Origin of the sequence: Kribbella sp. NPDC051936 (assembly GCF_040680955.1) — a bacterium.
Taxonomy (GTDB): Bacteria; Actinomycetota; Actinomycetes; order Propionibacteriales; family Kribbellaceae; genus Kribbella.
This window is the reverse complement of the sequence record NZ_JBFAXS010000001.1, coordinates 220,776-241,503: the sequence shown is the minus strand read 5'-3', so window position 1 is coordinate 241,503 and position 20,728 is coordinate 220,776. Positions and strand designations below refer to the sequence as shown.

At 68.8% G+C, this 20,728-nt stretch carries 19 protein-coding genes; 10 read left to right on the top strand and 9 right to left on the bottom strand.

The window, feature by feature from the left end:
• Positions 1 to 53 precede the first annotated feature (53 nt).
• Positions 54 to 4,004, bottom strand: coding sequence for a GH92 family glycosyl hydrolase (locus AB0L64_RS01260; protein WP_363706498.1), 3,951 nt, complete (start codon positions 4,002 to 4,004; stop codon positions 54 to 56).
• Positions 4,005 to 4,264: 260 nt separating this feature from the next.
• Between AB0L64_RS01260 and AB0L64_RS01255 the strand changes: the two genes are divergently transcribed.
• Positions 4,265 to 5,164, top strand: a complete 900-nt coding sequence (locus tag AB0L64_RS01255) for an NAD-dependent epimerase/dehydratase family protein (protein WP_363706496.1) — start codon at positions 4,265 to 4,267, stop codon at positions 5,162 to 5,164.
• On the top strand, positions 5,161 to 7,326 hold the full coding sequence (locus AB0L64_RS01250; protein ID WP_363706494.1) for a glycosyltransferase family 2 protein: 2,166 nt from the start codon (positions 5,161 to 5,163) through the stop codon (positions 7,324 to 7,326). Before AB0L64_RS01255 ends, AB0L64_RS01250 begins: the two co-directional genes overlap by 4 nt.
• Here AB0L64_RS01250 and AB0L64_RS01245 read toward each other — a convergent pair.
• Positions 7,226 to 7,699 carry a GtrA family protein gene (locus AB0L64_RS01245; protein WP_363706492.1) on the bottom strand — a complete coding sequence of 158 codons (474 nt, stop codon included), beginning with the start codon at positions 7,697 to 7,699 and terminating at the stop codon, positions 7,226 to 7,228. The two genes, AB0L64_RS01250 and AB0L64_RS01245, sit on opposite strands and share 101 nt — an antisense overlap.
• A 156-nt stretch (positions 7,700 to 7,855) precedes the next feature.
• On the opposite strand from AB0L64_RS01245, the gene AB0L64_RS01240 reads away from it, so the two are divergent.
• Entirely contained in the window at positions 7,856 to 9,013 is a 1,158-nt protein-coding gene (locus tag AB0L64_RS01240; protein WP_363706490.1) for an NAD-dependent epimerase/dehydratase family protein, read from the top strand.
• Between the two features lie 52 nt (positions 9,014 to 9,065).
• Here the strand turns inward: AB0L64_RS01240 and AB0L64_RS01235 are convergent, their stop codons facing one another.
• The 4 genes from AB0L64_RS01235 to AB0L64_RS01220 form a co-directional block, all read right to left on the bottom strand.
• Positions 9,066 to 9,788: a methyltransferase domain-containing protein gene (locus AB0L64_RS01235; RefSeq protein WP_363706488.1), complete on the bottom strand. Its 723-nt coding sequence runs from the start codon at positions 9,786 to 9,788 to the stop codon at positions 9,066 to 9,068.
• A 34-nt stretch (positions 9,789 to 9,822) separates the two neighbouring features.
• Positions 9,823 to 10,824, bottom strand: coding sequence for an alanine racemase (locus tag AB0L64_RS01230; protein ID WP_363706487.1), 1,002 nt, complete (start codon positions 10,822 to 10,824; stop codon positions 9,823 to 9,825).
• 4 nt (positions 10,825 to 10,828) lie between these two features.
• The gene (locus tag AB0L64_RS01225) at positions 10,829 to 11,959 is read right to left on the bottom strand and encodes a peptidoglycan bridge formation glycyltransferase FemA/FemB family protein (RefSeq protein ID WP_363706485.1); all 1,131 of its coding nucleotides are present in this window, start codon (positions 11,957 to 11,959) and stop codon (positions 10,829 to 10,831) included.
• A 127-nt stretch (positions 11,960 to 12,086) separates the two neighbouring features.
• On the bottom strand, positions 12,087 to 13,004 hold the full coding sequence (locus AB0L64_RS01220) for an SDR family NAD(P)-dependent oxidoreductase (protein ID WP_363706483.1): 918 nt from the start codon (positions 13,002 to 13,004) through the stop codon (positions 12,087 to 12,089).
• Positions 13,005 to 13,125: 121 nt separating this feature from the next.
• Here AB0L64_RS01220 and AB0L64_RS01215 point away from each other — a divergent pair, with 121 nt between their 5' ends.
• The 3 genes from AB0L64_RS01215 to AB0L64_RS01205 are packed head-to-tail and all read left to right on the top strand — an operon-like array spanning position 13,126 to position 15,774.
• Complete coding sequence (locus AB0L64_RS01215) at positions 13,126 to 13,689, top strand: TetR/AcrR family transcriptional regulator (protein ID WP_359936115.1); 564 nt, start codon at positions 13,126 to 13,128, stop codon at positions 13,687 to 13,689.
• Positions 13,686 to 14,399 (top strand): SDR family oxidoreductase, encoded by a 714-nt coding sequence (locus AB0L64_RS01210; protein WP_359936113.1) that lies wholly within the window; start codon positions 13,686 to 13,688, stop codon positions 14,397 to 14,399. Before AB0L64_RS01215 ends, AB0L64_RS01210 begins: the two co-directional genes overlap by 4 nt.
• Positions 14,400 to 14,430: 31 nt before the next feature.
• Positions 14,431 to 15,774 carry an MFS transporter gene (locus tag AB0L64_RS01205; protein WP_363706480.1) on the top strand — a complete coding sequence of 448 codons (1,344 nt, stop codon included), beginning with the start codon at positions 14,431 to 14,433 and terminating at the stop codon, positions 15,772 to 15,774.
• On the opposite strand, the gene AB0L64_RS01200 is transcribed toward AB0L64_RS01205, so the two are convergent.
• Entirely contained in the window at positions 15,771 to 16,301 is a 531-nt protein-coding gene (locus AB0L64_RS01200; RefSeq protein ID WP_363706478.1) for an NUDIX domain-containing protein, read from the bottom strand. The genes AB0L64_RS01205 and AB0L64_RS01200 overlap by 4 nt on opposite strands.
• Before the next feature lie 148 nt (positions 16,302 to 16,449).
• On the opposite strand from AB0L64_RS01200, the gene AB0L64_RS01195 reads away from it, so the two are divergent.
• Positions 16,450 to 16,968 carry a hypothetical protein gene (locus AB0L64_RS01195; RefSeq protein WP_363706476.1) on the top strand — a complete coding sequence of 173 codons (519 nt, stop codon included), beginning with the start codon at positions 16,450 to 16,452 and terminating at the stop codon, positions 16,966 to 16,968.
• Here AB0L64_RS01195 and AB0L64_RS01190 read toward each other — a convergent pair.
• Complete coding sequence (locus tag AB0L64_RS01190; protein ID WP_359936105.1) at positions 16,958 to 17,764, bottom strand: deoxyribonuclease IV; 807 nt, start codon at positions 17,762 to 17,764, stop codon at positions 16,958 to 16,960. The genes AB0L64_RS01195 and AB0L64_RS01190 overlap by 11 nt on opposite strands.
• A gap of 31 nt (positions 17,765 to 17,795) precedes the next feature.
• Complete coding sequence (locus tag AB0L64_RS01185; RefSeq protein WP_359936103.1) at positions 17,796 to 18,296, bottom strand: Lrp/AsnC family transcriptional regulator; 501 nt, start codon at positions 18,294 to 18,296, stop codon at positions 17,796 to 17,798.
• Positions 18,297 to 18,390: 94 nt separating this feature from the next.
• On the opposite strand from AB0L64_RS01185, the gene AB0L64_RS01180 reads away from it, so the two are divergent.
• From AB0L64_RS01180 to AB0L64_RS01170, 3 genes are all read left to right on the top strand, one after another.
• Positions 18,391 to 19,524 carry an MFS transporter gene (locus AB0L64_RS01180; RefSeq protein ID WP_363706473.1) on the top strand — a complete coding sequence of 378 codons (1,134 nt, stop codon included), beginning with the start codon at positions 18,391 to 18,393 and terminating at the stop codon, positions 19,522 to 19,524.
• 197 nt (positions 19,525 to 19,721) lie between these two features.
• The gene (rpsF, locus tag AB0L64_RS01175; protein ID WP_130386399.1) at positions 19,722 to 20,012 is read left to right on the top strand and encodes a 30S ribosomal protein S6; all 291 of its coding nucleotides are present in this window, start codon (positions 19,722 to 19,724) and stop codon (positions 20,010 to 20,012) included.
• A gap of 92 nt (positions 20,013 to 20,104) precedes the next feature.
• Complete coding sequence (locus tag AB0L64_RS01170; protein WP_363706471.1) at positions 20,105 to 20,692, top strand: single-stranded DNA-binding protein; 588 nt, start codon at positions 20,105 to 20,107, stop codon at positions 20,690 to 20,692.
• Positions 20,693 to 20,728: the final 36 nt, after the last annotated feature.

Genomic DNA, 20,728 nt, shown 5'->3' with positions numbered 1-20,728 from the left:
TCCGCCGGTGACGGTACCGAGGGCGACGGCAGCAGCCGTCGCCCTCAGTCATGTCAGCCGTAGTTGCGGTCGATCGACTGCGAGGGTGTCGGGCTCGGTTTCGTCTCGGCGACGCGCTTGTCGCTCGGGTGGATGCCGGTCTCGATGCCCTTCAGTGTGCCGAGCAGTTCGATCTCGGACAGCGTGACGCCGTCGGCGCCGGCCGCCGGTGTGAGAACCAGGCGGTACTGCGTGTAGGCCTTCGGCGAGGCGATGCTGAAGGACCTGGTGTACGACGTCCAGGCCCACGTCTCGCCGGTACGCCGATCCACCGTGCTCCACGTCGTACCGTCGTTCGATCCCTCGAGCGTCCACGCCGACGGCGCCGTACCGGTGGCACCGCTCGTCAGCGTGTACATGCCGACCGGACGACCCTGCGGCAGGGCCACGGTGACGGTCGGCCGTGCACCGGTCAGCGTGACCTGCGTCTTCGTGTCGTTGTCGATCAGCGCGGAGACGTCCGTGCTGCCCGCACCGATCACCGCGCCGGTGTCGGACGTCGAGTCACGCCACGTCATCGGGTCCTCGCCCGGCTTGGTGATCGACGGCGGCGCGTCGTTGCGGCCGGTGCCCCACTTGCTCGGCTGGTCGGTCATCTCGAACTCGATCTTGCCGCCGCCGGCGATCAGGTGGTGCGGCAGCGCGGTCGAGGTCCAGTTCTTGCCGTTGACCTTGACGCTCTTCACGTAGACGTTGCGCGAGCTGTTGTTCGGAGCGCTGATCACCAGCTTCTTGCCGCCGGCCAGCCGAACCGTCGCCTTGGTGAACAGCGGCGAGCCGATCGCGTACGACGGCGACCCGACCTGCAGCGGGTAGAAGCCGAGCGCGCTGAACAGGAACCACGACGACATCTCGCCGTTGTCCTCGTCACCCGGGTACCCCTGCCCGATCTCGGAGCCGAGGTACAACCGCGACAGCACCTCGCGGACCTTCTCCTGCGTCTTCCACGGCTGCCCCGCCACGTCGTACATGTAGGTGATGTGGTGTGACGGCTGGTTGCTGTGGCCGTACTGTCCCATCCGGACGTCGCGCGCCTCGAGCATCTCGTGGATCGTGCCGCCGTACCCGCCGGTGTGCAGCGCGTCCTCCGGCGTACTGAAGAACTCGTCCAGCTTCTTCGCCAGCCCGTCCCGCCCGCCGTAGATCGCGGCCAGGCCGGCGCCGTCCTGCGGCGTCGAGAACGCCATGTTCCAGGCGTTGGTCTCGGTGTAGTCGTGGCCCCAGTCCTGCGGGTCGAAGGTGCTCGGGGAGTTGCCCCAGACACCGTCCGGGCCCTTGCCCTGGAAGAAGCCGACCGTCGGGTCGTACAGCGTGACGTAGTTGCGGGCCCGGTTCAGGAAGTACTTGGAGTTGTCCAGGTACTCCTGCTTGCGCGGGTCGTTCTTCTTCGCCTTGTCGTACAGCGCCTTCGACAGGTTCGCGATGCCGAAGTCGTTGATGTAGCCGTCCATCGACCAGCTGAAGCCTTCACCGGTGGTGTTGGCTGTGTAGCCGTTGAAGGTGGCCAGGTCCATGCCCTTGCGGCCGACGTTCTGCGACGGCGGTACGACGGACGCGTTCTTCACCGCCGCGTCGTACATCGCCTGGACGTCGATCCCCTTGATGCCCTTCAGGTACGCGTCCGCGAAGGCGACGTCGGACGACGTACCGACCATCAGGTTCGCGTAGCCGGGGGAGGACCAGCGGGAGATCCAGCCGCCGTCCTTGTACTGCTGGACGAACCCGTTCACCAGCTGCGCCGCCTCGTCCTGGGCGAACAGCGAGTACGCCGGCCACACGGTCCGGTACGTGTCCCAGAAGCCGTTGTTCACGTACGTCTGGCCGGCCACGATCTTCGAGCCGGTCGTGGTCGGGGTGTCGGTGCCTACCTTCGGCGAGGTCGGCGAGGCGTACTTGATCACCGGGTCCTTCGTGGTGCCGGTGTTCTCGGAGCCGTTGTTCGGGTAGAGGAACAGCCGGTAGAGGTTCGAGTACAGGCTGGTCAGCTGGTCGGCCGTGGCACCCTCGACCTGGATGGTGCTCAACTTGGCATCCCAGGCGGCCTGTGCGGCGTCCTTGACCTTGCTGAACTTGGAGTCCGCCGGGAGCTCCTGCTCCAGGTTCTTCTGGGCCTGCTCCGTGCCGATCAGCGAGGTGGCGAGTCGCAGCTGGACCTGGGTCACCTTGGGGTCGAACGAGAAGAAGCCGCCGACGTTCGCGCCGCCGCCGTTCGACAGCTTGCCCGAGGCAAGCACCTTTTGGTCGACCACGCCGTACACGAACAGCCGGCCGGCGCCCGTGGACAGTCCGCTCTTGACGTCGGAGTACCCCGTGACCACTCCGGTCGCCGGGTCGAGCGTCAGGCCGCCGTTGTTGTTCACGTTGTCGAACACCAGCGACGCCTTGCCGGCCGGGAAGCTGAACCGCAGCAGCGCGGCGTGGTCGGTCGGCGCGATCTCGGCTGCGTTGCCGTTGTCGAACGTGACGCCGTAGTAGTACGGACGCGCGATCTCGTTGTCGTGACTGAACGCCCAGGCGCGGGCCTTGCGGTCCGCGGTCGGCGTCGCCGCGATCGACGGCATCACCTGGAACGTCTGCCGGTCACCCATCCACGGGCTCGGCTCGTGGCTGATCGACAGCGCCTGCATGGTCGGCCGGTTCGCTTCGTTGTTGCCCTTGGCGTAGTCGTACAGCCAGGAGGTCGACCCGGCGTTCGTGACCGGCGTCCAGAAGTTGAAGCCGTGCGGTACGGCGGTGGCCGGGAAGTTGTTGCCCCGCGAGAAGCCGCCGGTGGCGTTCGTGCCGCGGGTGGTCAGCGCCAGGTCCGACGGGTGCTTGGCCGCGGTCTTCTGTGCCGCGCGGTCCGGGTTGATTGCGGCGGCGATCCGGATGTCGTCGAGCCAGCCGCGGAAGTCGGCTGGTCCGGACGGCTTGTCGTACCCGACCAGGATCCGCTTGATCGTCTTGCCGGCGGCCACCGTGCCGAGATCCGCCTCGACGTTGTTCCATTGGTTCGTGTAAAGCGCCTTGGAGTCGCCCTGGCCACGCGGGCTCAGCTCGAAGCCGTGGTGATCGCGAGCCTTCAGGTCGCTCAGGTAGGTGCCGTCGTCGAACGCCAGGTCGACCGCGGCGTACGTGCTCGGGTAGCTCAGGTCGCCCTCGACGTGCTCCGGGAAGATCTTGTACGACAGGCGGGTGTCCTTACCCACCTGCAGATCGACGTCGGAGATCTTGTTCCACGTGTAGCCGCGGCCCTCGGCGTCCTGGTGCCCGGCGTACCGGAAGGACTTGACGCCGGTGAAGCCGACGCGGGCGCGGGCGTTGTAGGCACTGGTCGGGCCGGAGTCCAGCCGCGACTCGGCGACCGGACCGGGCGGCGGCAGCGGGGCGCCGTTCGAGAGGTACCAGTCGGCCAGCTGGACGATGTTCTCGCCGTGGTTCAGCGTGATGTCCAGCTTGAAGTACGTGTACGCCGTGTCGTTTGCGAAGCTGTACTCCTTGGTCTGGAACCGGTTCTCGAAGCTCTGGCCCGTCTGGGTGTCCAGCGTGGTCCAGGTGCTGCCGTCGTTCGACCCGGACACGGTCCAGTTCTGCGGGTCGCGGCCGTCGGCGTCGTTCGCCGAGGTGAGCGCGTACTTCTTGATCACCACCGGGGCCGAGGTCTGGTAGACCAGCCAGCCGGTCTTCTCGAACACCAGCCACTTGGTGAACTTGTCACCGTCGGCGGCGTTGGTGGCGATCTCGCCGCCACCGGTGTTCTCACCGTTCGCGGTCACCTTGGTGACCTTGTCCATCTCGCTGCCGCCGATCCCGGTCGGCGTCGGCCCCCGCACCCCCTCGGTACGCGGCTTCCCGTCCGGACCGGTCTCGACCGTGTCGGTGTAGCCCGGCTGCGGTTGCCCGGGCTCGAACGAGGTGAAGTACGACGAACCGCTCACCACCGGCTGCTCGGAGGCAGCAGGCGACGCGGCATGCGCTGGCGTCATGGCAACAGACATTGTCACAACCAGCGCGAGAGACGTGACGAGCCCCAGTGGGCGGCGGAGATTCATCCACGCTCCTTGCACATCCGGCCGGCACCACGGGACGCCCCCGTCCACCGGTGTGGGTACGCGGCCCCGATGACAAGGTTGTCAGCCCGCGTTCGGGGTCGATCCTGCCCAGCGATGTCACCGCGGGTCAATAGTTCGTAGCGCACTGTCGACCCATGGTGGTGGATCGACACCCCGGAGGTAGGTTGAAGCACATGGACGAACGTGTGCTGGTCACCGGGGCCTCGGGGTTCATCGGGCGGGCTGTGGTGGGGGCTTTGCGGGGGCGTGGGGTGGCGGTCACTGCTGTGGATCGGGAGCCGCCGGATGCTTCCTGGGACGGCGGGGTGCACGTGGTGACGGGGGATCTGGCGGAGCAGGAGACGTGTGTCGCGGCGTTCGAGACGCGGCCTACGAGTGTGGTGCATCTGGCGGCGTTGACGTCGGTGTTGCGGTCGGTGGACGCGCCGATGCAGACGTTCGCGCAGAACGTGACGATCACTCAGGTGCTGCTGGAGCTGAGTCGCGGTAGCGGGGTCGAGGCGTTCGTGCTGGCGTCGACCAACGCGGTGGTGGGGAACGTCGGTACGTCGGTGATCAACGTCGACCTGCCGCTGCGGCCGCTGACGCCGTACGGCGCGACCAAGGCGGCGTGCGAGATGTTGCTGTCGGCGTACTCGGGGAGTTACGGGATGGCGACCGCGGCGCTGCGGTTCACGAACGTGTACGGGCCGGGGATGTCGCACAAGGACAGCTTCGTGCCGCGGATGATGCGGGCGGCGCTGAGTGGCACGGGCGTGAAGGTGTACGGCGACGGGCAGCAGCGGCGGGACCTGGTGTTCATCGACGACGTGGTGAGCGGCGTCCTGCGGGCGCTCGACACCAGGTACGACGGTCGCGCGATCATCGGCTCCGGGCGGTCCGTCTCGGTGCTGGAGATGATCGACACGGTGCGCGCGGTGACCGGGCAGCCGGTGCCGGCCGAGCACATCGAGGCGCCGGCGGGCGAGATGCCGGCGGTGGTCGTGGACGTCGCCAACGATCTCGGCTACCAGCCGACGGTCTCGCTCGAAGACGGTCTGGCCCGGACGTGGCGGTACTTCGAAAAGCAGTGAGGAAGCACTGGCTGCTCGCCGTCTTCCTCACGCTGGGTCTGGTACTGCGGGTCCTCGCGACCGTCGCCTACACGCCCGCGATCGTCTACACCGACTCCGTCCAGTACCTGACGAACATGGGCAAGCTGAGCCCGGACCAGCTCAACCCCATCGGGTACGACTTCGTGCTCGGCCCGCTGGTCGCGATCGGCGGGCTCACCTTCGTCGTCATCGTTCAGCACCTCACCGGACTGCTCCTCGGTGTCGCCATCTACGCCCTCGCGCGCAGGCTCACCGTCTATCGCTGGCTGGCGGCGCTCGCCGCCGCGCCGATCCTGCTCGACGCGTACCAGGTGCAGATCGAACAGAACATCATGGCCGAGACCACGTTCGACGTGATCCTGGTGGCGATCCTCTGGCTGCTCCTCGGCAAGAAGGAGCTGCCGGGCTGGCGGCGCGCGGCCGTCGTCGGTGTGCTCGTGGGCGCCGCGTTCACGGTCCGCGCGATCGGCATGGTCCTGCTGCTCGCCGTGGTGCTCTACCTGATGGTGGCCGGGCGCAAGCGACTACGCCGTACCGCTGCCGCCGTGGCCGGCTTCGCTGTCGTGTTCGCGGCGTACGTCGGCTACTACCACGCGGAAACGGGCCGCTGGGGCTTCACCGGCGCCGAGAACCAGATTCTGTACGGGCGGACCGCCACGGTCGCCAACTGCGACAAGCTGCCGCTCGACGAGGGCACCCGGCTGTTCTGCCCGAAGGAACCGCTCGGTCAGCGTCTTGGCGTCGACAAGTACGCCCATAACCACTACGGCGACCCGAACTGGCCCGGTCCGCTCCCGCCGGGGACGACGAAGCGTCAGCTGGCGACCGAGTTCGCGCATCTGGTGATCAAGCACCAGCCGCTGGACGTCACGTGGGCGGCGCTGAAGGACTTCGCGAAGGGGTTCGCGCCGACGCGCACGAGCTCGCCCAACGACGTGCCGCTGGACCGGTGGCAGTTCCAGCTCACCTATCCGAACCTCAAAGACCCGAACATCACCAAGGCCGCAGTGAAATGGGGAGGGTCCGAGCCGCACGTCTCTCACACGCCTGCTGTCATCCTGCGCGCCTACCAGCTCCACGGCGGCTACACATCCGGCATACTGCTCGCCCTGTGCGTACTGATCGCTCTTGTTGCGGCCGTACGTGCAAGAGAGCTCCGAGCGGCTGCACTGTTCCCGGCAGCGGCCGGTGTGATCCTCCTGCTCGGCTCAGCCGCATTCGAGTTCTCCTGGCGCTACCAGCTGCCAGGGCTGATCTTCTTCCCACTGGCTGGTGCCATAGGCCTCCGTGCCCTGCTCGGCAAGGACCAGGCGCGCCCTGCGATGGCGGACTATCCGGACGCCGTCGATTCGGAGGCCGTAAAGGCCTTCAAGCACGCGGACTTCGCACCGGTCGTCGTCGTCATCGCCGCGTACAACGAGGCCGGCGGCATCGGCCCGGTCCTCACCGACATGCCGCGAACCTGCGCCGGCCTCCCGGTCGACGTCCTCGTCGTCGTGGACGGTGCCACCGACAACACCGCCGAGATCGCCCGTGAGCACGGGGCGTCCGTGTGCGTTGCCCCGAGCAACCGCGGGCAGGGCGCCGCGCTCCGGCTCGGGTACCACCTGGCCGCGGCGGGCGGGGCCAAGTACATCGTCACGACCGACGCCGACGGTCAGTACGACAACGACGAGCTGGAGACGCTGCTGGAGCCGATCCTGCTCGACCGGGCCGATTTCGTCACCGGATCGCGCCGGCTCGGAGCGGAGGACGCGGACAGCCGGCTGCGCTGGGTCGGCGTGCGCGTGTTCGCCGTACTCGCGTCGATCCTGACCCGGCGGAAGCTGACCGACACGTCGTTCGGCTTCCGCGCGATGCGGGCCGAGCTCGCGACCGCCGTCACGTTGCGTGAACCGCAGTACCAGTCGTCGGAGCTGCTGCTCGGTGCGCTCGCGCTCGGCGCCCGCGTGGTCGAGCTGCCGATGACGATGCGCCGGCGCGGCGACGGGAGCAGCAAGAAGGGTCCGGGCGTCGTGTACGGCGCGAACTACGGCCGGGTCATGACGACGACGTGGTTACGGGAGTACGTGCTGCGCCGGCGGCGGCAGGCTGGCTCTTGGCGAACACCAGCCGATCGAACAGCACGAACTTCACGATGAACAGCACCGCGTAGGTCCCGAAGTACGAACCGGTCACCAGCAGCGTCTTCAGCGCGTGTGAGTCGACCGGCTGCACCAGGTGATCGGTCACCGAGGTGACCACGGCGGCCGTGACCGCGGAGCCGATCACGATCATTGTGTACGGCAACTTCTGACCGCTGCGGCCCCAGGTCCAGCGGCGGTTCAGCACGTAGTTCGGGACCGCACCGGCCAGCCACGCGACCAGGGTCGCGACCAGGGCCGCCGTACCGAACCAGTAACAGAGAGCGAACGCGAGCTGGCTGACCACGGTGGCGACCACGGAGGACGCCGAGTACCTCGCCCAGAGCAACAATCGGGCGCGAGTGAGCTTGACCTTGGTGAGAGCGCGCATCGCGGCCTATTCTGCACCTCCGGACCAGCCGGCGGCAGTCCGGCGGGAATTCTCAGCCGATTACCAGCCAATAGGTGGGACCGATCACGTTACGGGAGCGGGTACTCGGGATAGGAAGGACTGTGACGACTTTCCCCGACGGAAGGCGGCCGAGCCGTGCGCGTACTCGTCCTGGGCGGTGACGGCTACCTAGGGTGGCCGACAGCCCTGCACCTCTCCGACCGCGGCCACCACACGGCCGTGCTCGACAACATGGCCCGCCGCGGTTACGACCGTGAGCTGGGCGTCCAGAGTCTGGTCCCGATCGAGGATCTCGAAGCTCGGGTAGCCGCCTGGAAGGAGGTCTCCGGCCAGGAGATCCCGGCGTACGTCGGTGATCTGCTCGACGCCGACTTCGTCTACCGGGTGGTGCGCGAGTTCGCGCCGGACGCGATCGTGCACTTCGCCGAGCAGCGCGCCGCGCCGTACTCGATGATCGACCGCGAGCACGCCGTCTACACCCAGCACAACAACGTGGTCGGCACGCTGAACCTGATGTACGCGATCGCGGAGACCAACCCGGACATCCACCTGGTCAAGCTCGGCACGATGGGTGAGTACGGCACGCCCAACATCGACATCGAGGAAGGCTGGCTGGAGGTCGAGCACAACGGCCGCAAGGACCGGATGCTCTACCCGAAGAAGCCGGGCTCGTTCTACCACCTCAGCAAGGTGCACGACTCGCACAACCTCGAGTTCGGCTGCCGGATCTGGGGGATGCGCGTCACCGACCTCAACCAGGGTGTGGTGTACGGGCAGCAGACCGAGCAGACCGTGCGGGACTCCCGGCTGGCGACCCGGTTCGACTACGACGCCGTGTTCGGCACCGTTCTCAACCGGTTCTGCATCCAGGCCGTGCTGGGCGAGCCGCTGACCGTGTACGGCGCCGGCGGTCAGACGCGAGGCTTCCTGGACATCCGGGACACCGTCGAGTGCATCCGGCTCGCGGTCGAGAACCCGGCGGACGCCGGCGAGTTCCGGGTCTTCAACCAGATGACCGAGAGTTACTCGGTGGCGCAGCTCGCCGACCTGGTCGCGGAATGCTTCCCGGGCCCGGTGCAGGTCGAGCACCTGGACAACCCGCGCATCGAGCAGGCCGAGCACTACTACAACGTGAAGCACACCGGCCTCGTCGGCCTGGGCCTCGAGCCGCACCTGCTCTCGGAGACCCTGATCGAGTCGATGTTCGACATCGTCTCCGCCAACAAGGATCGCGTCGACCCGGCCGCGCTACTCCCGACCGTGCGCTGGCAGGGCCACCTCAAGCAGAACTGACCTGCGACGCCGGGCACGGCTGGACGATCAGTCGCGCCCGGCGTCCGGCACGCTAACGTCGTGCGCCGACAAGAAGTGTCGGGAGTACGGCGAGGAAGCGGTTGCGGCGGCCGCGGTCGGATTGTTCGGCGAGCCAGGTGTCGGCGTCGCCCTGGGTGATCAAAGCCTTCTCGACCGCGGCGCCGGCGGCTGCGCTCAGCTGCGGCGCCATCAGCGCGTAGTCGGTAACGACCTCGGTGTGGACGGCGACCTCGACGTCGTGGAAGCCGGCGTCGAGCAGGAGGTCACGCAGCGTACGAGTCGCGCGCGGCGACGCCGTACGGGACTCGAGGCCGAGGCGGATGACGTCGGTCAGGTCCTGGTCGGAGCTGTCGATCAGGACGAACCCGTAGTCCTGCCCGCCCAGCACGATCCGCCCGCCGGGACGCAGCACCCGGTGGGCTTCGGCGATCGTCGGCACCGGATCCTCGAGCAGGTGGAACAGCCGCAGCGCGCGGTACCCGTCCACTGACTCGCTCTCGAGCGGCAGCTCGCCGGAATGTGCCACGTGAAACATTGCCCCCGGCGCCCGCTCCCGGGCCGCCTCGATCGCCTCGGGGTCGGCATCGATCCCGGTCACCTTCAGGCCCTTGCGCGCCAGTTCGGCGACCGCGTGCCCCGCTCCGCAGCCGACGTCGACGCAGGTCGCGCCACGTTTGAGCGCCAGCATCCGGTACGACGTCGCGCGCAGCTCCGCCGCACCGGGCCCTTCCTCGATCCGTTCCAGAAACCTCATACGGTCCACGCTGCAACTTCAGGTGGACCTGAAGTCAATCCATCGACACCTTGTCGAACGTCGTCGTGGTGTAGCGGACGTCCAGGTCGATCTCGTCGCCGACCGCGGGCGGGGCCACGGACGACGGCAGGAACAGCATGCTGGCCTGCATGTGCGGCGGTTCGGCGAACCAGCGCTGCTTGCCTTCGATGCTGAACGGCGACAGGGCCATCCCGGCCGCGTCCAGGCTGCCCTTGGCCATCGCGATCGCACGCTGCCGCACGGTCGCCGCCGCGGTCGGCGCCTCAAGGCCGACGCCGTGCGCCGTACCGCCGGAGACGATCAGGATGTGGCCGTCACCGCTGACGCGGCGCTGCCGGTAGCCGACGCGTTCGCCCCGGCGGACCGAGTGCACGTCGAGGACGGTCGCCTTGACCGACAATGCGCCGCGGTCGCCGAGCCACAGGCCGGTGCCCATCCGCAGCTTCACGTCGTCGCCGATGTCGCCCAGCTTCTGCGCCGGCACGTGTGACACCCACAACGTGTTCTTCCGGACGTCGAGCGCCGCCTTCGCCAGCTGCTGCGCCTCGCGGAGGTTGGCCGACGTACCGCCGGCGCCCATCGGGAAGTGCAGCGACCAGCCCTCGAAGCGGATCCGGTCGAGCGCGTTCAGCAGCATCGTGTGCCGCAGTTCGCGGGCGCCGATACCGTGCCGGCGCATCGAGGTCATCACCTCGATCAGCACCCGGCTGCCGGCCGGGATCGAGACCAGGTCGGCCAGCCGGCTGACCGTGTGGATCACGTTCTTGCTCTGCGGCACCTCGAGGAACGGCCGCCACGGCGACAGCACCACGACGTCCTCGCGGGGGTCCGCGGGGACCTCGAAGTACGTGCCGACCGCGACCGTGCGGGCACCGAGCGCGCGCGCTTCGGCGAACAGCCGGTGGTTGCCGAACCCGTATCCGTTGCCCTTGGCGACCGGGACGATGTCGGGGTTCCACGTGGAACGCAGGTGTTCACGCCATCGATCGGAATCGACGTGCAGGACTAGGGGCATGGTGTCAACGCCGTCTCATGTAGAGGTCGAATGCGGTGTAGAGCGCCTTGTTCAACGGCAGGTCCCACTCACCGACGTACTCGACGGCCTCGCCGCCGGTGCCGGTCTTGAACTGGATCAGCCCGACGTGCGGGTCGTTCGGGTCCAAGGTGTCGGTGATGCCCCGTAGGTCGTACACGGACGCGCCCGCCGCGAGCGCGTCCGTCATCATGCGCCACTGGATCGCGTTCGATCCGCGCACGTCGCGTTTGGCGGTCGAGCTGGCTCCGTAGGAGTACCAGGAATGACCGCCGACCCGGACCCAGATCGTCGACGCGACCAGGTCGCCCTCGTGATGGGCGTTGTAGATCCGGAAGTCACAGCAATCGGCCGGCTGGTTGGCCATCGCGGCGTACATCTTCTCGAAGTACGGCAGCGGGCGCGGCGTGAAGTGGTCGCGCTGCGCGGTCTCGACGTACAGCGCGTGGAACGCTTTGATGTCCTCGGTCCCGCCCTGCGTCACCTCGACGCCGGCCTTGCCGGCCTTCTTGATGTTGCGCCGCCACAGCTGGTTCATGCCCTTGAGCAGGTCGTCCTCGGTGCGGCCGGCCAGCGGCACCTGGAAGACGTACTGCGGTTGCCCGGCCGCGAAACCCTCCGCGATCCGGGGTGCCTTCCAGCCGAGCTTGTGGAGCTTGTCGACGACCGTGGCGCCGGACGGCTCGATCACGTCCGGCCGGACGTCGCCGAGCCGCGGCTGCTGCCCGCCGGCGATGGCGTCCTTGATCGTCTGCGCGGTCCACCGCCGGGTCGCCACCGGCGGACCCATTCGGATGCCGAACGCGCCGCGCTCCTGCAGGTGCGCCGCCAATGGACGCAGGTAGCTGCCGAGGTCGATCGCGTCCCAGTCGATCACCGGGCCCTCGGGCAGGTAGGCGAGGTACCGCTTCACCTTCGGCATCTGCCGGTACAGCACCAGCCCGACGCCGACGAGGGTGCCGGGGGTGCCCGGTTCGTACCAGCCGAGCGACTCCGCCTTCCACTCGCTCTTCACCGCCGCCCACCCCGGGGTCTGCAGGAAGCTCGCCGACGGCTGGGCCGCGATGTAGGCCGCATGCTCGTCCGTCGAGATGGTCCGGATGCTCAAGTCACTCACGGTCGGTCAGGTTACCGGCCCAGCCCCGGGAACCGTAGCTGAGCCGGTGTCTGATCAAAGCCACCTTGAGCACCCACCAACCATTTTCCGTCGCGGAGAATGGTTGATCCGTGCTCAAGGTCGGATTTCAGTCGACGAGCAGGCTTTCTGACAGCTCCCACAACCGAGTGGCTGACTCCGGATCTAGGGCGTAGTCCGCGACGCCGCCTTCCTGCCCTTCGGCGTGCGGCAGGGCCTCGTTGTTGTCCTCGAAGTACTTACCGGTGACACCGGCGACCAGCGGGGACGCGGCCAGCAGCACCGACGTGGAGGCGCCTTGCTCGGTCGTCTTCCACGGGAAGTGCTCCCACTGCTGGAGGAGTTCGTCCGGGACGTGCCGCTGCAGAGGTGTCCGGATGCCGCCCGGCATCAGCGCGTTGGCGACGATCCCGTCGCTCGCCCAGCGCTTGGCCGCCTCGACCGCGAACAGCACGTTCGCCGTCTTCGACTGGCCGTACGCCGCCCACTCGTCGTACGGACGGTTCTCGAAGTGGATGTCGTCGAAGTGCACGTCCGAGCGCAGGTGTGCGCTCGAGCTGACCGAGACGACCCGCGCGTCGCCGGCTGCGGCGAGTGCGCCGTGCAGGCCGAGGGCGAGCCCGAAGTGGCCGAGGTGATTGGTCGCGAACTGGTGCTCCCAGCCCTCCGGCGTCCGGGTCAGCGGCTCTGCCATCACACCGGCGTTGTTCACCAGAATGTGCAGCGGCCCGTCCCAGGTGGCGGCGAAGGCGCGCACCGAGGCGCGGTCGGCGAGTTCGATCGGCGCGACGAAGACGTGGTTGTTGCCGGTGGCGTCGATGATCTGGGCCGCGACCCGTTCGCCGGCGGCGGTGTTGCGGACAGCGAGGGTGACCTCGGCGCCCGCCGCGGCGAGAGCCCGGACGGTCTCGACACCGATCCCGGAAGCGCCGCCGGTGACGACGGCCCGGCGACCGGTCAGATCGACGCCGGCGACGACCTCGGCCGCGGTGGAGTCATGCGTGAAAGGAGTGGTGATCCTGCTCATCAGGTTCGGTCCTGTTCTACGAGCTACGCTGTAACCGGAGGATCCTCCGGTAATTCCAGTTAACCGGAGGCCCCTCCGGTTATCAAGTCCGCTAGGTTGTGAGGCCACGGAGGGAGGGGAGATGAGTACCAGTGAGCGCCCGCTGCGCGCGGACGCCCAGCGCAACCGGGACCAGATCGTGGCGGCCGCGGGACGCGCGTTCACCAAGTGCGGCCTGGAGGCCACGCTGGAGGGGATCGCGAAGGACGCCGGCGTCGGCATCGGCACGCTCTACCGGCACTTCCCGACCCGTGAGCTGCTGATCGAGGCGGCGTACCGGAACGAGTTGGCAGCGGTCTGCGACGCGTCCCCGGAGCTCCTGGCGAAGCTGCCGCCGGACCAGGCGCTGCGCGCGTGGATGGACCGCTTCATCGACTACATGGCCCGCAAGCGGGGCATGGCCGACGCGCTGCGAGCGGTCTTCGCCTCCGGTGCGAACCCGTACGCCCAGAGCTTCGAGCTCCTCGTCGGAGCGGTCCAGCCGCTGCTCGACGCCGGCGCGGCCGCCGGCCAGATCCGCTCGGACATCTCGGCCAAGGACCTGCTCGCCAGCATCGGCGGCGTCGGCGGTGCCGCGGCCGACGACCGCGACCAGGCGGGCCGGCTGCTCGACCTGCTGATGGACGGCCTGCGGTACGGCGCATGAAGGTTGCTCTGGTGACCGGATCCGCGTCCGGTATCGGAGCCGCGACCGTACGGCGGCTGGCCGCGGACGGGATGACCGTCGCGGTGCACTCGCGGTCCAGCCGCGCTGCCGGGCAGGCCTTGGCGGCGGAGTTGGGCGGCTCGTACCACCAGGCTGATCTGTCGGACGACGCCGCGGCGCAGGCGCTGGTGCCGGAAGTGGTGCGTGAGCACGGGCGCCTCGACGTACTCGTGAACAACGCCGGTATCAGCTGGCCGGTGCCGCACGCGGATCTCGACGGCTTGACCGCCGACGACTGGCGGCGGTTGCTCGACGTGAACCTGATCGCGCCGTGGCTGCTGTGTACGGCGGCGCTCCCGGCGCTCCGCGAATCCGGCGGATGCATCGTCAACGTGACCAGCCACGCGGGCGTCCGGCCCAAGGGCAGCTCGATCGCGTACGCCGCGTCGAAGGCGGCGCTCAATCACGTGACGAAGTTGCTCGCCGCCGCGCTCGGACCGGACGTCCGGGTCAACGCGGTCGCCCCCGGTCTCGTCGACACGCCGCTCACCGAGTCATGGACCGCGGCCCAGGACCTGTGGAAAACCTCGAGCCCGATGCGCCGCGCCGCCCAGCCGGCGGATGTCGCCGATCTGATCTCGGCCGTTGTCCACAACGGCTACCTGACCGGTGAGGTCATCCTGCTCGACGGCGGCCTCAACCTGCGCTGATTCTGTCGGTGCCGGTCCCTACGATCGCGGGATGTCTTTGGGTCGAGACTTCCGGCGGTTGTGGATTGCGTTCACGGTCAGTGCGTTCGGATCGGCGGTCGGGCTCGGCGCCTTACCGCTGGTCGCCGTGCTGGCTCTGGACTCCAGCACCTTCCAGGTCTCGATGCTCGCCGCGCTGTCCGCGGTGGCCGGTGCGGCGCTCGCGTTGCCGATGGGGGACTTCATCGAGCAGCGGCGGAAACGGCCGGTGATGATCGCCTCCGACCTGGTGCGGTTCGCGGCGCTGGTCTCGGTGCCGGTCGCCGCGGCGTTCGGCGTGCTGACGTACGCGCACCTGTGCGTGGCGGGAGTGTTCCAGGCGGCCGGGACGATCGCGTTCCAGTCGGCGAGCGGCGCGCATCTGAAGGCGCTCGTCCCGGCCGAGGGACGGGCGGAGGCGAACAGCCGCTTCGAGCAGACGAACTGGGTGTCGCTGAGCGTCGGGCCGGCGCTCGGCGGTGTGCTGGTCGGGCTGGTGGGCGCGACCGTCACGTTGGCGGTCGACGCGGTCTCGTTCCTCGGGTCGGCGCTCGGGATCCGGCGGATCCAGCAACCCGAGCCGGAGCCGGTGAAGCGGGAAGGCAAGCGCGACATCACCGCGGGCTGGCGCTACATCCTGCGGCACCGCGGGCTGCGCATCCTGTTCTGGAACTCGCAGCTGTTCGGCGGTCCGGTGATGATGACCTCGCCGCTGCTGACCGTCTTCATGTTGCGCGACCTGGGGCTGTCGGCGTGGAGCTACGGCGTCTTCCTCGGTATCTCCTGCATCGGCGGCGTGATCGGTGCACGGATGGCGCCGCGGCTGACCCGGAAGTACGGGCTGCACTGGATGCTGCTGGTGTTCGGCGTACTGCGGGCGCCGTGGCTCCTCCTGTTCCCGCTGGCACCACACGGGTGGGCCGGTTTCGTGCTGCTCACGGTGGCGGAGACCGGACTGCTTGTGGGCGCGGGGGCGTTCAATCCGTCGTTCGCGACGTACCGCATGGAGGTGACCGAGGACGGGTTCATGGCGCGCGTGGTCGGGTCCTGGTCGATCAGCTCACGGTGCGTGCAGCCCGCGTTCATGGCGCTCGGTGGCGTGCTCGCGACGCTGGTCGGGATGCGCGGCGCCCTGTGGGTCGCGGGCATCTGCTGCACGCTGAGCGCCGTACTGCTGCCCTGGCGCTCCGGGCGGTGTCTGACGGCTCCGCGCCTACTGCGCGGCACTCGGCACGGCACCTCGCCGCACTGGAGCAAAGGCCACGATGAACCCACATCGAGGCCTTCACTCCAGCACGCCGAGGCACCGCACCGAGCACCTGCTCGCGACGGCGCGGAGCCGTCAGACACCGCCTAAACCAGCTCCATTGCCTGAGCCAGTCTGACGATCGAGCCCACCTCTTCGGGCCGGCCGTCGAGGTACTCGGCGGCCTTCTCCGGCGGCAGCACCAGCACTTCGGTCACCTGCTCGCCGTCGTCGGGATTGGTCGGCTCCTGCTCGACGACGACGTCCGCGACGTAGTTCGCCCAGTACGAGACCGGATGCGGCAGATGCGGACGGTACGGCGTTTCGCGGCGATGGTCGGCGCGATGGGCGCCGAGCCAGGTGAGGGGTCCGGTCAGCCGGGCGCCGGCCTCCTCGAGCAGCTCACGCCGGACGAGCTCTTCGATCGACTCGCCGGGCTCACGGGTTCCGCCCGGCAGGAAACGCCAGCCGAGGTCGTTGGTACACACAACGATTCCGCCGGCGGACCGGCAGACGACGTGGACGTTGCTGATCAGCTCGTCCGGCGGTTCCTCGACGGTGTAACGGACGTCGAGCTCGCCCCACTCCCAGAAGCCCGGTGCGAACAGGTCGGGAAACCGCTCCGCCCAGGTCTGCATAACCTCATTCTGCGCTACCGTCGCTGCCATGGCAGTGCAATTGGCCAGGCCTCCGGCGCGGCGGGTCATGGGGCTGTAACTCCCGGCCTTCCCTCGTCGCTTCAGTCGCTTCGCTCCCTCCGCTCCTCAGTCCAGGCCGGGAGGCCCCATGACCAGGTCAGACCCCGAGCCCGAGCCCACCGCGGCCGCCGACGCCGCAGTGGAAGCCGAGGCCGCCCGAGACAGCGGGGACAGCGGGGCCACCAGGGAGAGTGCGGACGAGGCCGAACCGACCCCGGATCCCGAGAAGGCCGAGCGGACCGTCGAGCGGCTCATGTGGTCCAGCGCCTGGCTCACCGTTCTGGTCGGCGTGTTCCTGGTCGTGGGCATCGCCCGGTCCGACAGCGACTACAGCGCCTACGCCTGGCTCGGTGCGGTGGTGGCGTTCCTCGGCCTGCTCGCGCTGGCCGCGACGTACTTCGCGTGTGCCCGGAAACGCATCACGCTGCGGACCCGCCTGCGCGGTCCCATCGACGTGTTCAAGGGCAGCACGGTGGTCATGGTGATCGTCGTGATCTGCGGCCTGCTCGTGCCGACCGACAACACCCCGGCGCTCGCCGTCCTGCTTCCGTGGGCCGTGACCTACTGGCTCTACGGCCTGGAGAAGACCGAGGCGCCTACGCCGTGAGGTGCGCCCGCAGGTAGTCGAGGTCGGCCTTCTGGCCGTTGTCCGCATTCGGCGTCTCGACGACGACCGGGGCGCCGGCGGCCTGCACGACCGCGACGATGTCGGCCGGGTCGATGTGGCCCTCCTCGAAGTTGCTGTGCCGGTCCGCGCCGGAGCCGAACTCGTCGCGGGAGCCGTTCGCGTGCACGAGGTCGATCCGGCCGGTGATCGCGAGCACCTTCTCGACGATCGTCGGCAGCTCCTCGCCGGCCGCGTGGAAGTGGCAGGTGTCGAGGCAGAAGCCGACGTTCTCCAGGCGGTCGTTGCCGGACGCCTGCACCGCGTCCCAGAGCCGCGCGATCCGGTCCAGCTGGCGGGCCATCGCGTTCTCGCCGCCGGCCGTGTTCTCGATCAGCAGCGGGACCGGCAGCTCGGCGCGCTCGATGCACTTGCGCCAGTTGTCGAAGCCGGCCTCCGGGTCGTCCTCGTCGCCGACGTGCCCGCCGTGCACGATCACGCCCTTGACGTCGATCTCGGCGGCCTTGTCCAGCGTCTGCTGCAGCAGCTTCCGGCTCGGGATCCGGATCCGGTTGTTCGTGTTCGCGACGTTCAGCCGGTAGGGGGCGTGCACATAGAGGTCGACGCCCGCGGCGGCGGCGCGCTCCTTCAGCGCCTCCTCGCCGTCGGCGTACGCGAGCTTGGGCGCCTTGTAGTCCTGCGGGTTCCCCAGGAAGAACTGCACCAGATCGGCGCCCCGGTCGGCCGCCTCGGCCAGCGGGTCTTCCTGGTCCACGTGCGCACCGAGCTTCACAGTCATACCCACCACCCTAGAACCGTCCGCCGACAGTTCAGGAACCCCATCCGGCCGACCGTGTCACCGTGCGGTGCTCGGCGGCCGGCGGCTGCACCGGGCGGCCCTCGAACTCCGTGGACAGCACGATGTGGGTGTTCATCTCGCCGTGCTCGCCGAGCCGTTCGAAGAGCCCTTCGAGGTGGCGCATCGAGGTGACGCGGACGCGCAGCATCGAGCACGAGTTGCCGCTCAGCTTGTGGATCTCCAGCACTTCGGGGAAGTCCTCGGCCCGGGTGGTCTTGAGCAGGCAGCGGCCCGTCGTGCACCGCATCTGGACGAACGCCGACAGCGGCTGTCCCGCCCTGGCCGGATCCACGTCGGCCCGGTAGCCGGTGATCACCCCGGCCTCCTCCAGCCGCCGGACCCGGTCGGCGACCGCCGGCGGCGACAGGTTGACCCGCTTGCCGAGCTGGTTGAACGACAGCCGCCCGTCGGACTGCAGCTCTGCCAGGATCTGCCAGTCCGTCGAGTCCAGTTCGCGCTCCTGAAAGGTCATCACCCCAGAACACCTTCGATGTCGGCCGTCCGCAAGGCCGCACGCCTTACATCGTGCCTTCAGCCGGGCCACTCGCCTTCCTACCGTGGTGGCCATGCTGCTTCCCGTCGTTCTCGCCGCCGCGCTGATGAACGCGGCGATGGTCGCCGCGAGCGCGGTGAGCACCATCCTGACCGCCGACGAACTCGGCTCCAGCCTGGCCGGCGTCCCGAACACGGCCGGCGTGCTCGGCACCGCGGCCGGAGCGATCGCCGTCGGCCGGTGGACCACTCGCCTCGGCCGCGCACACGCCCTCCGTCTCGGGTACGGCGTGGGCGTCGCCGGCGCGGCGTTGACCGTCGTGGCCGCGGTGGGCGCGCCGGTCGGGCTGCTGGTCGCCGGCATGTTCCTGCTCGGCGCCGGGAACGCGGCGAGCCTGCTGTCCAGGTACGCCGCCGGCGAGGCGGTACCCGAAGCGCGCCGGGCGTCGGCCATGAGTGCCGTCGTGTGGGCCAGTACGGCGGGCGCCTCGGGCGGGCCGTTCCTGATGGCGCCGTCCCAGTCCTTCGCCTCGTGGCTGGGGCTGCCTGCGGTCGCGGGCCCGTTCCTGCTCGCCGTCGCGGCCGTGTTCGGCGCGCTGGTCGCGTCGACGTACATCCGAACCGTCCACATCGCCGAGCAGCCGGCACAACCGCAGCACGAGGAGCCGGCAGGCCCCCGGCGTACGTCGGTCCTCTTGGCCGCCGGCGTGATGGTCGCCGGGCACCTGGTGATGGTCGCGCTCATGTCGGCGGTCCCTGTACACACGCACAGTCACGGCGAGGGACTTGGGCTCCTGGGCGTGATGCTGTCCGCGCACACGCTCGGCATGTTCGCCTTGTCGCCGCTGACCGGCTGGTGGATCGACCGAACTGGTCCGCGGCCGGTGATGCTGACCGGTCTGCTCCTGCTGGTCGTTGCCGCCGTCCTGACCACACAGTCCGGACCGGCCTTCACCCCGGCGCTCTTCCTGCTCGGCTACGCGTGGAATCTCTGCTACCTGGGCGGGAGCGCCCGGCTGCTCGGCACGCCGTTCGAGAGCAAGGTCGAGTCGTCCATCTGGGCGATCTCGGCGCTTGCTGCCGCCACGTCGCCGTGGCTCTACACGCTCGGCGGCTACCTGTTGTTGGCGGTGATCTCGTGCGTTCTCGCCGTACCGTTGCTGCTGCTCGTGCTGCGGCGTACCGCTCTGCGGGTCACTCAGCGGTGACGGAGAGTCATCGCAACAGGCCTGTGGATATGGTCAAGTGGCCGTCCGAACGCTGGTACTCTTTTGGATGTGGCCCGGTCCATCGACCGGGCTCGTTGCTTGGCGACGGCGGCAAGTGCCGTCGCGGAGCAGACCGCATCGCCCTCCTGCCACGGAGAGACCGTGGCCGCCAAGTCCGAAGGAGGTGGAGTTCGCGCATGCGTCGTTACGAAGTCATGGTGATCCTCGACCCGGAGCTCGATGAGCGCACCGTGGAGCCGTCCATCGACCAGTACCTGAACATCGTCCGCAAGGAAGGTGGCACGGTCGAGAAGCTCGACATCTGGGGTCGTCGCAAGCTTGCCTATGACGTGAAGAAGAAGTCCGAAGGCATTTACGCCGTCGTCGACCTGACCGCCGAGCCGGCGGTTGTGAAGGAGCTCGACCGTCAGCTCACGCTGAACGAGTCGATCCTGCGCACGAAGGTCATCCGGCCGGACCAGCACTGAACCTGGGGTCGTCAGCAGTCATCGGAACTGTCGGCTCCGGCCGATACCACTAGCTGCAGACGCAGTCACACCCGATAGCAGGAGGAACGGCAATGGCAGGCGAACCACCCATCACCCTGATCGGCAACCTGACGGGTGATCCGGAACTGCGGTTCACACCCTCGGGCGCCGCGGTGGCGAATTTCACCGTCGCGTGTACCCCGCGGACGCTGGACCGCCAATCCAACGAGTGGAAGGACGGGGAAACCCTCTTCATCTCGTGCGCGGTGTGGCGCCAGGTGGCCGAGAACGTTGCCGAGTCCCTGACCCGGGGTTCCCGGGTGGTCGTGACCGGGCGCCTGAAGGCGCGCAGCTACGACGACCGCGACGGGAACAAGCGGACCGTCTTCGAGTGTGACGTCGAGGAGATCGGCGCCAGCATGCGGTATGCGACGCTGAAGATCTCCAAGACCTCCCGCTCCGACGGCGGCGGTTTCGGTGGCGGCGGCAACCAGGGTGGCGGCGGTTACCAAGGTGGCGGCAACCAGGGCGGCGGCTACGGCGGCGGCCAGGGTGGCAACCAGGGTGGCCAGCAGAACGACCCCTGGGCGACCCCGCAGGGCGGTGGCGGCCAGTCCGCCCCGCAGAACGACCCCTGGGCCAGCCAGGGCGGCGGCTCGATGGAGGAGCCCCCGTTCTGATCGGCCCGCAATCCAGTCAGTGACCATTCCGGCACC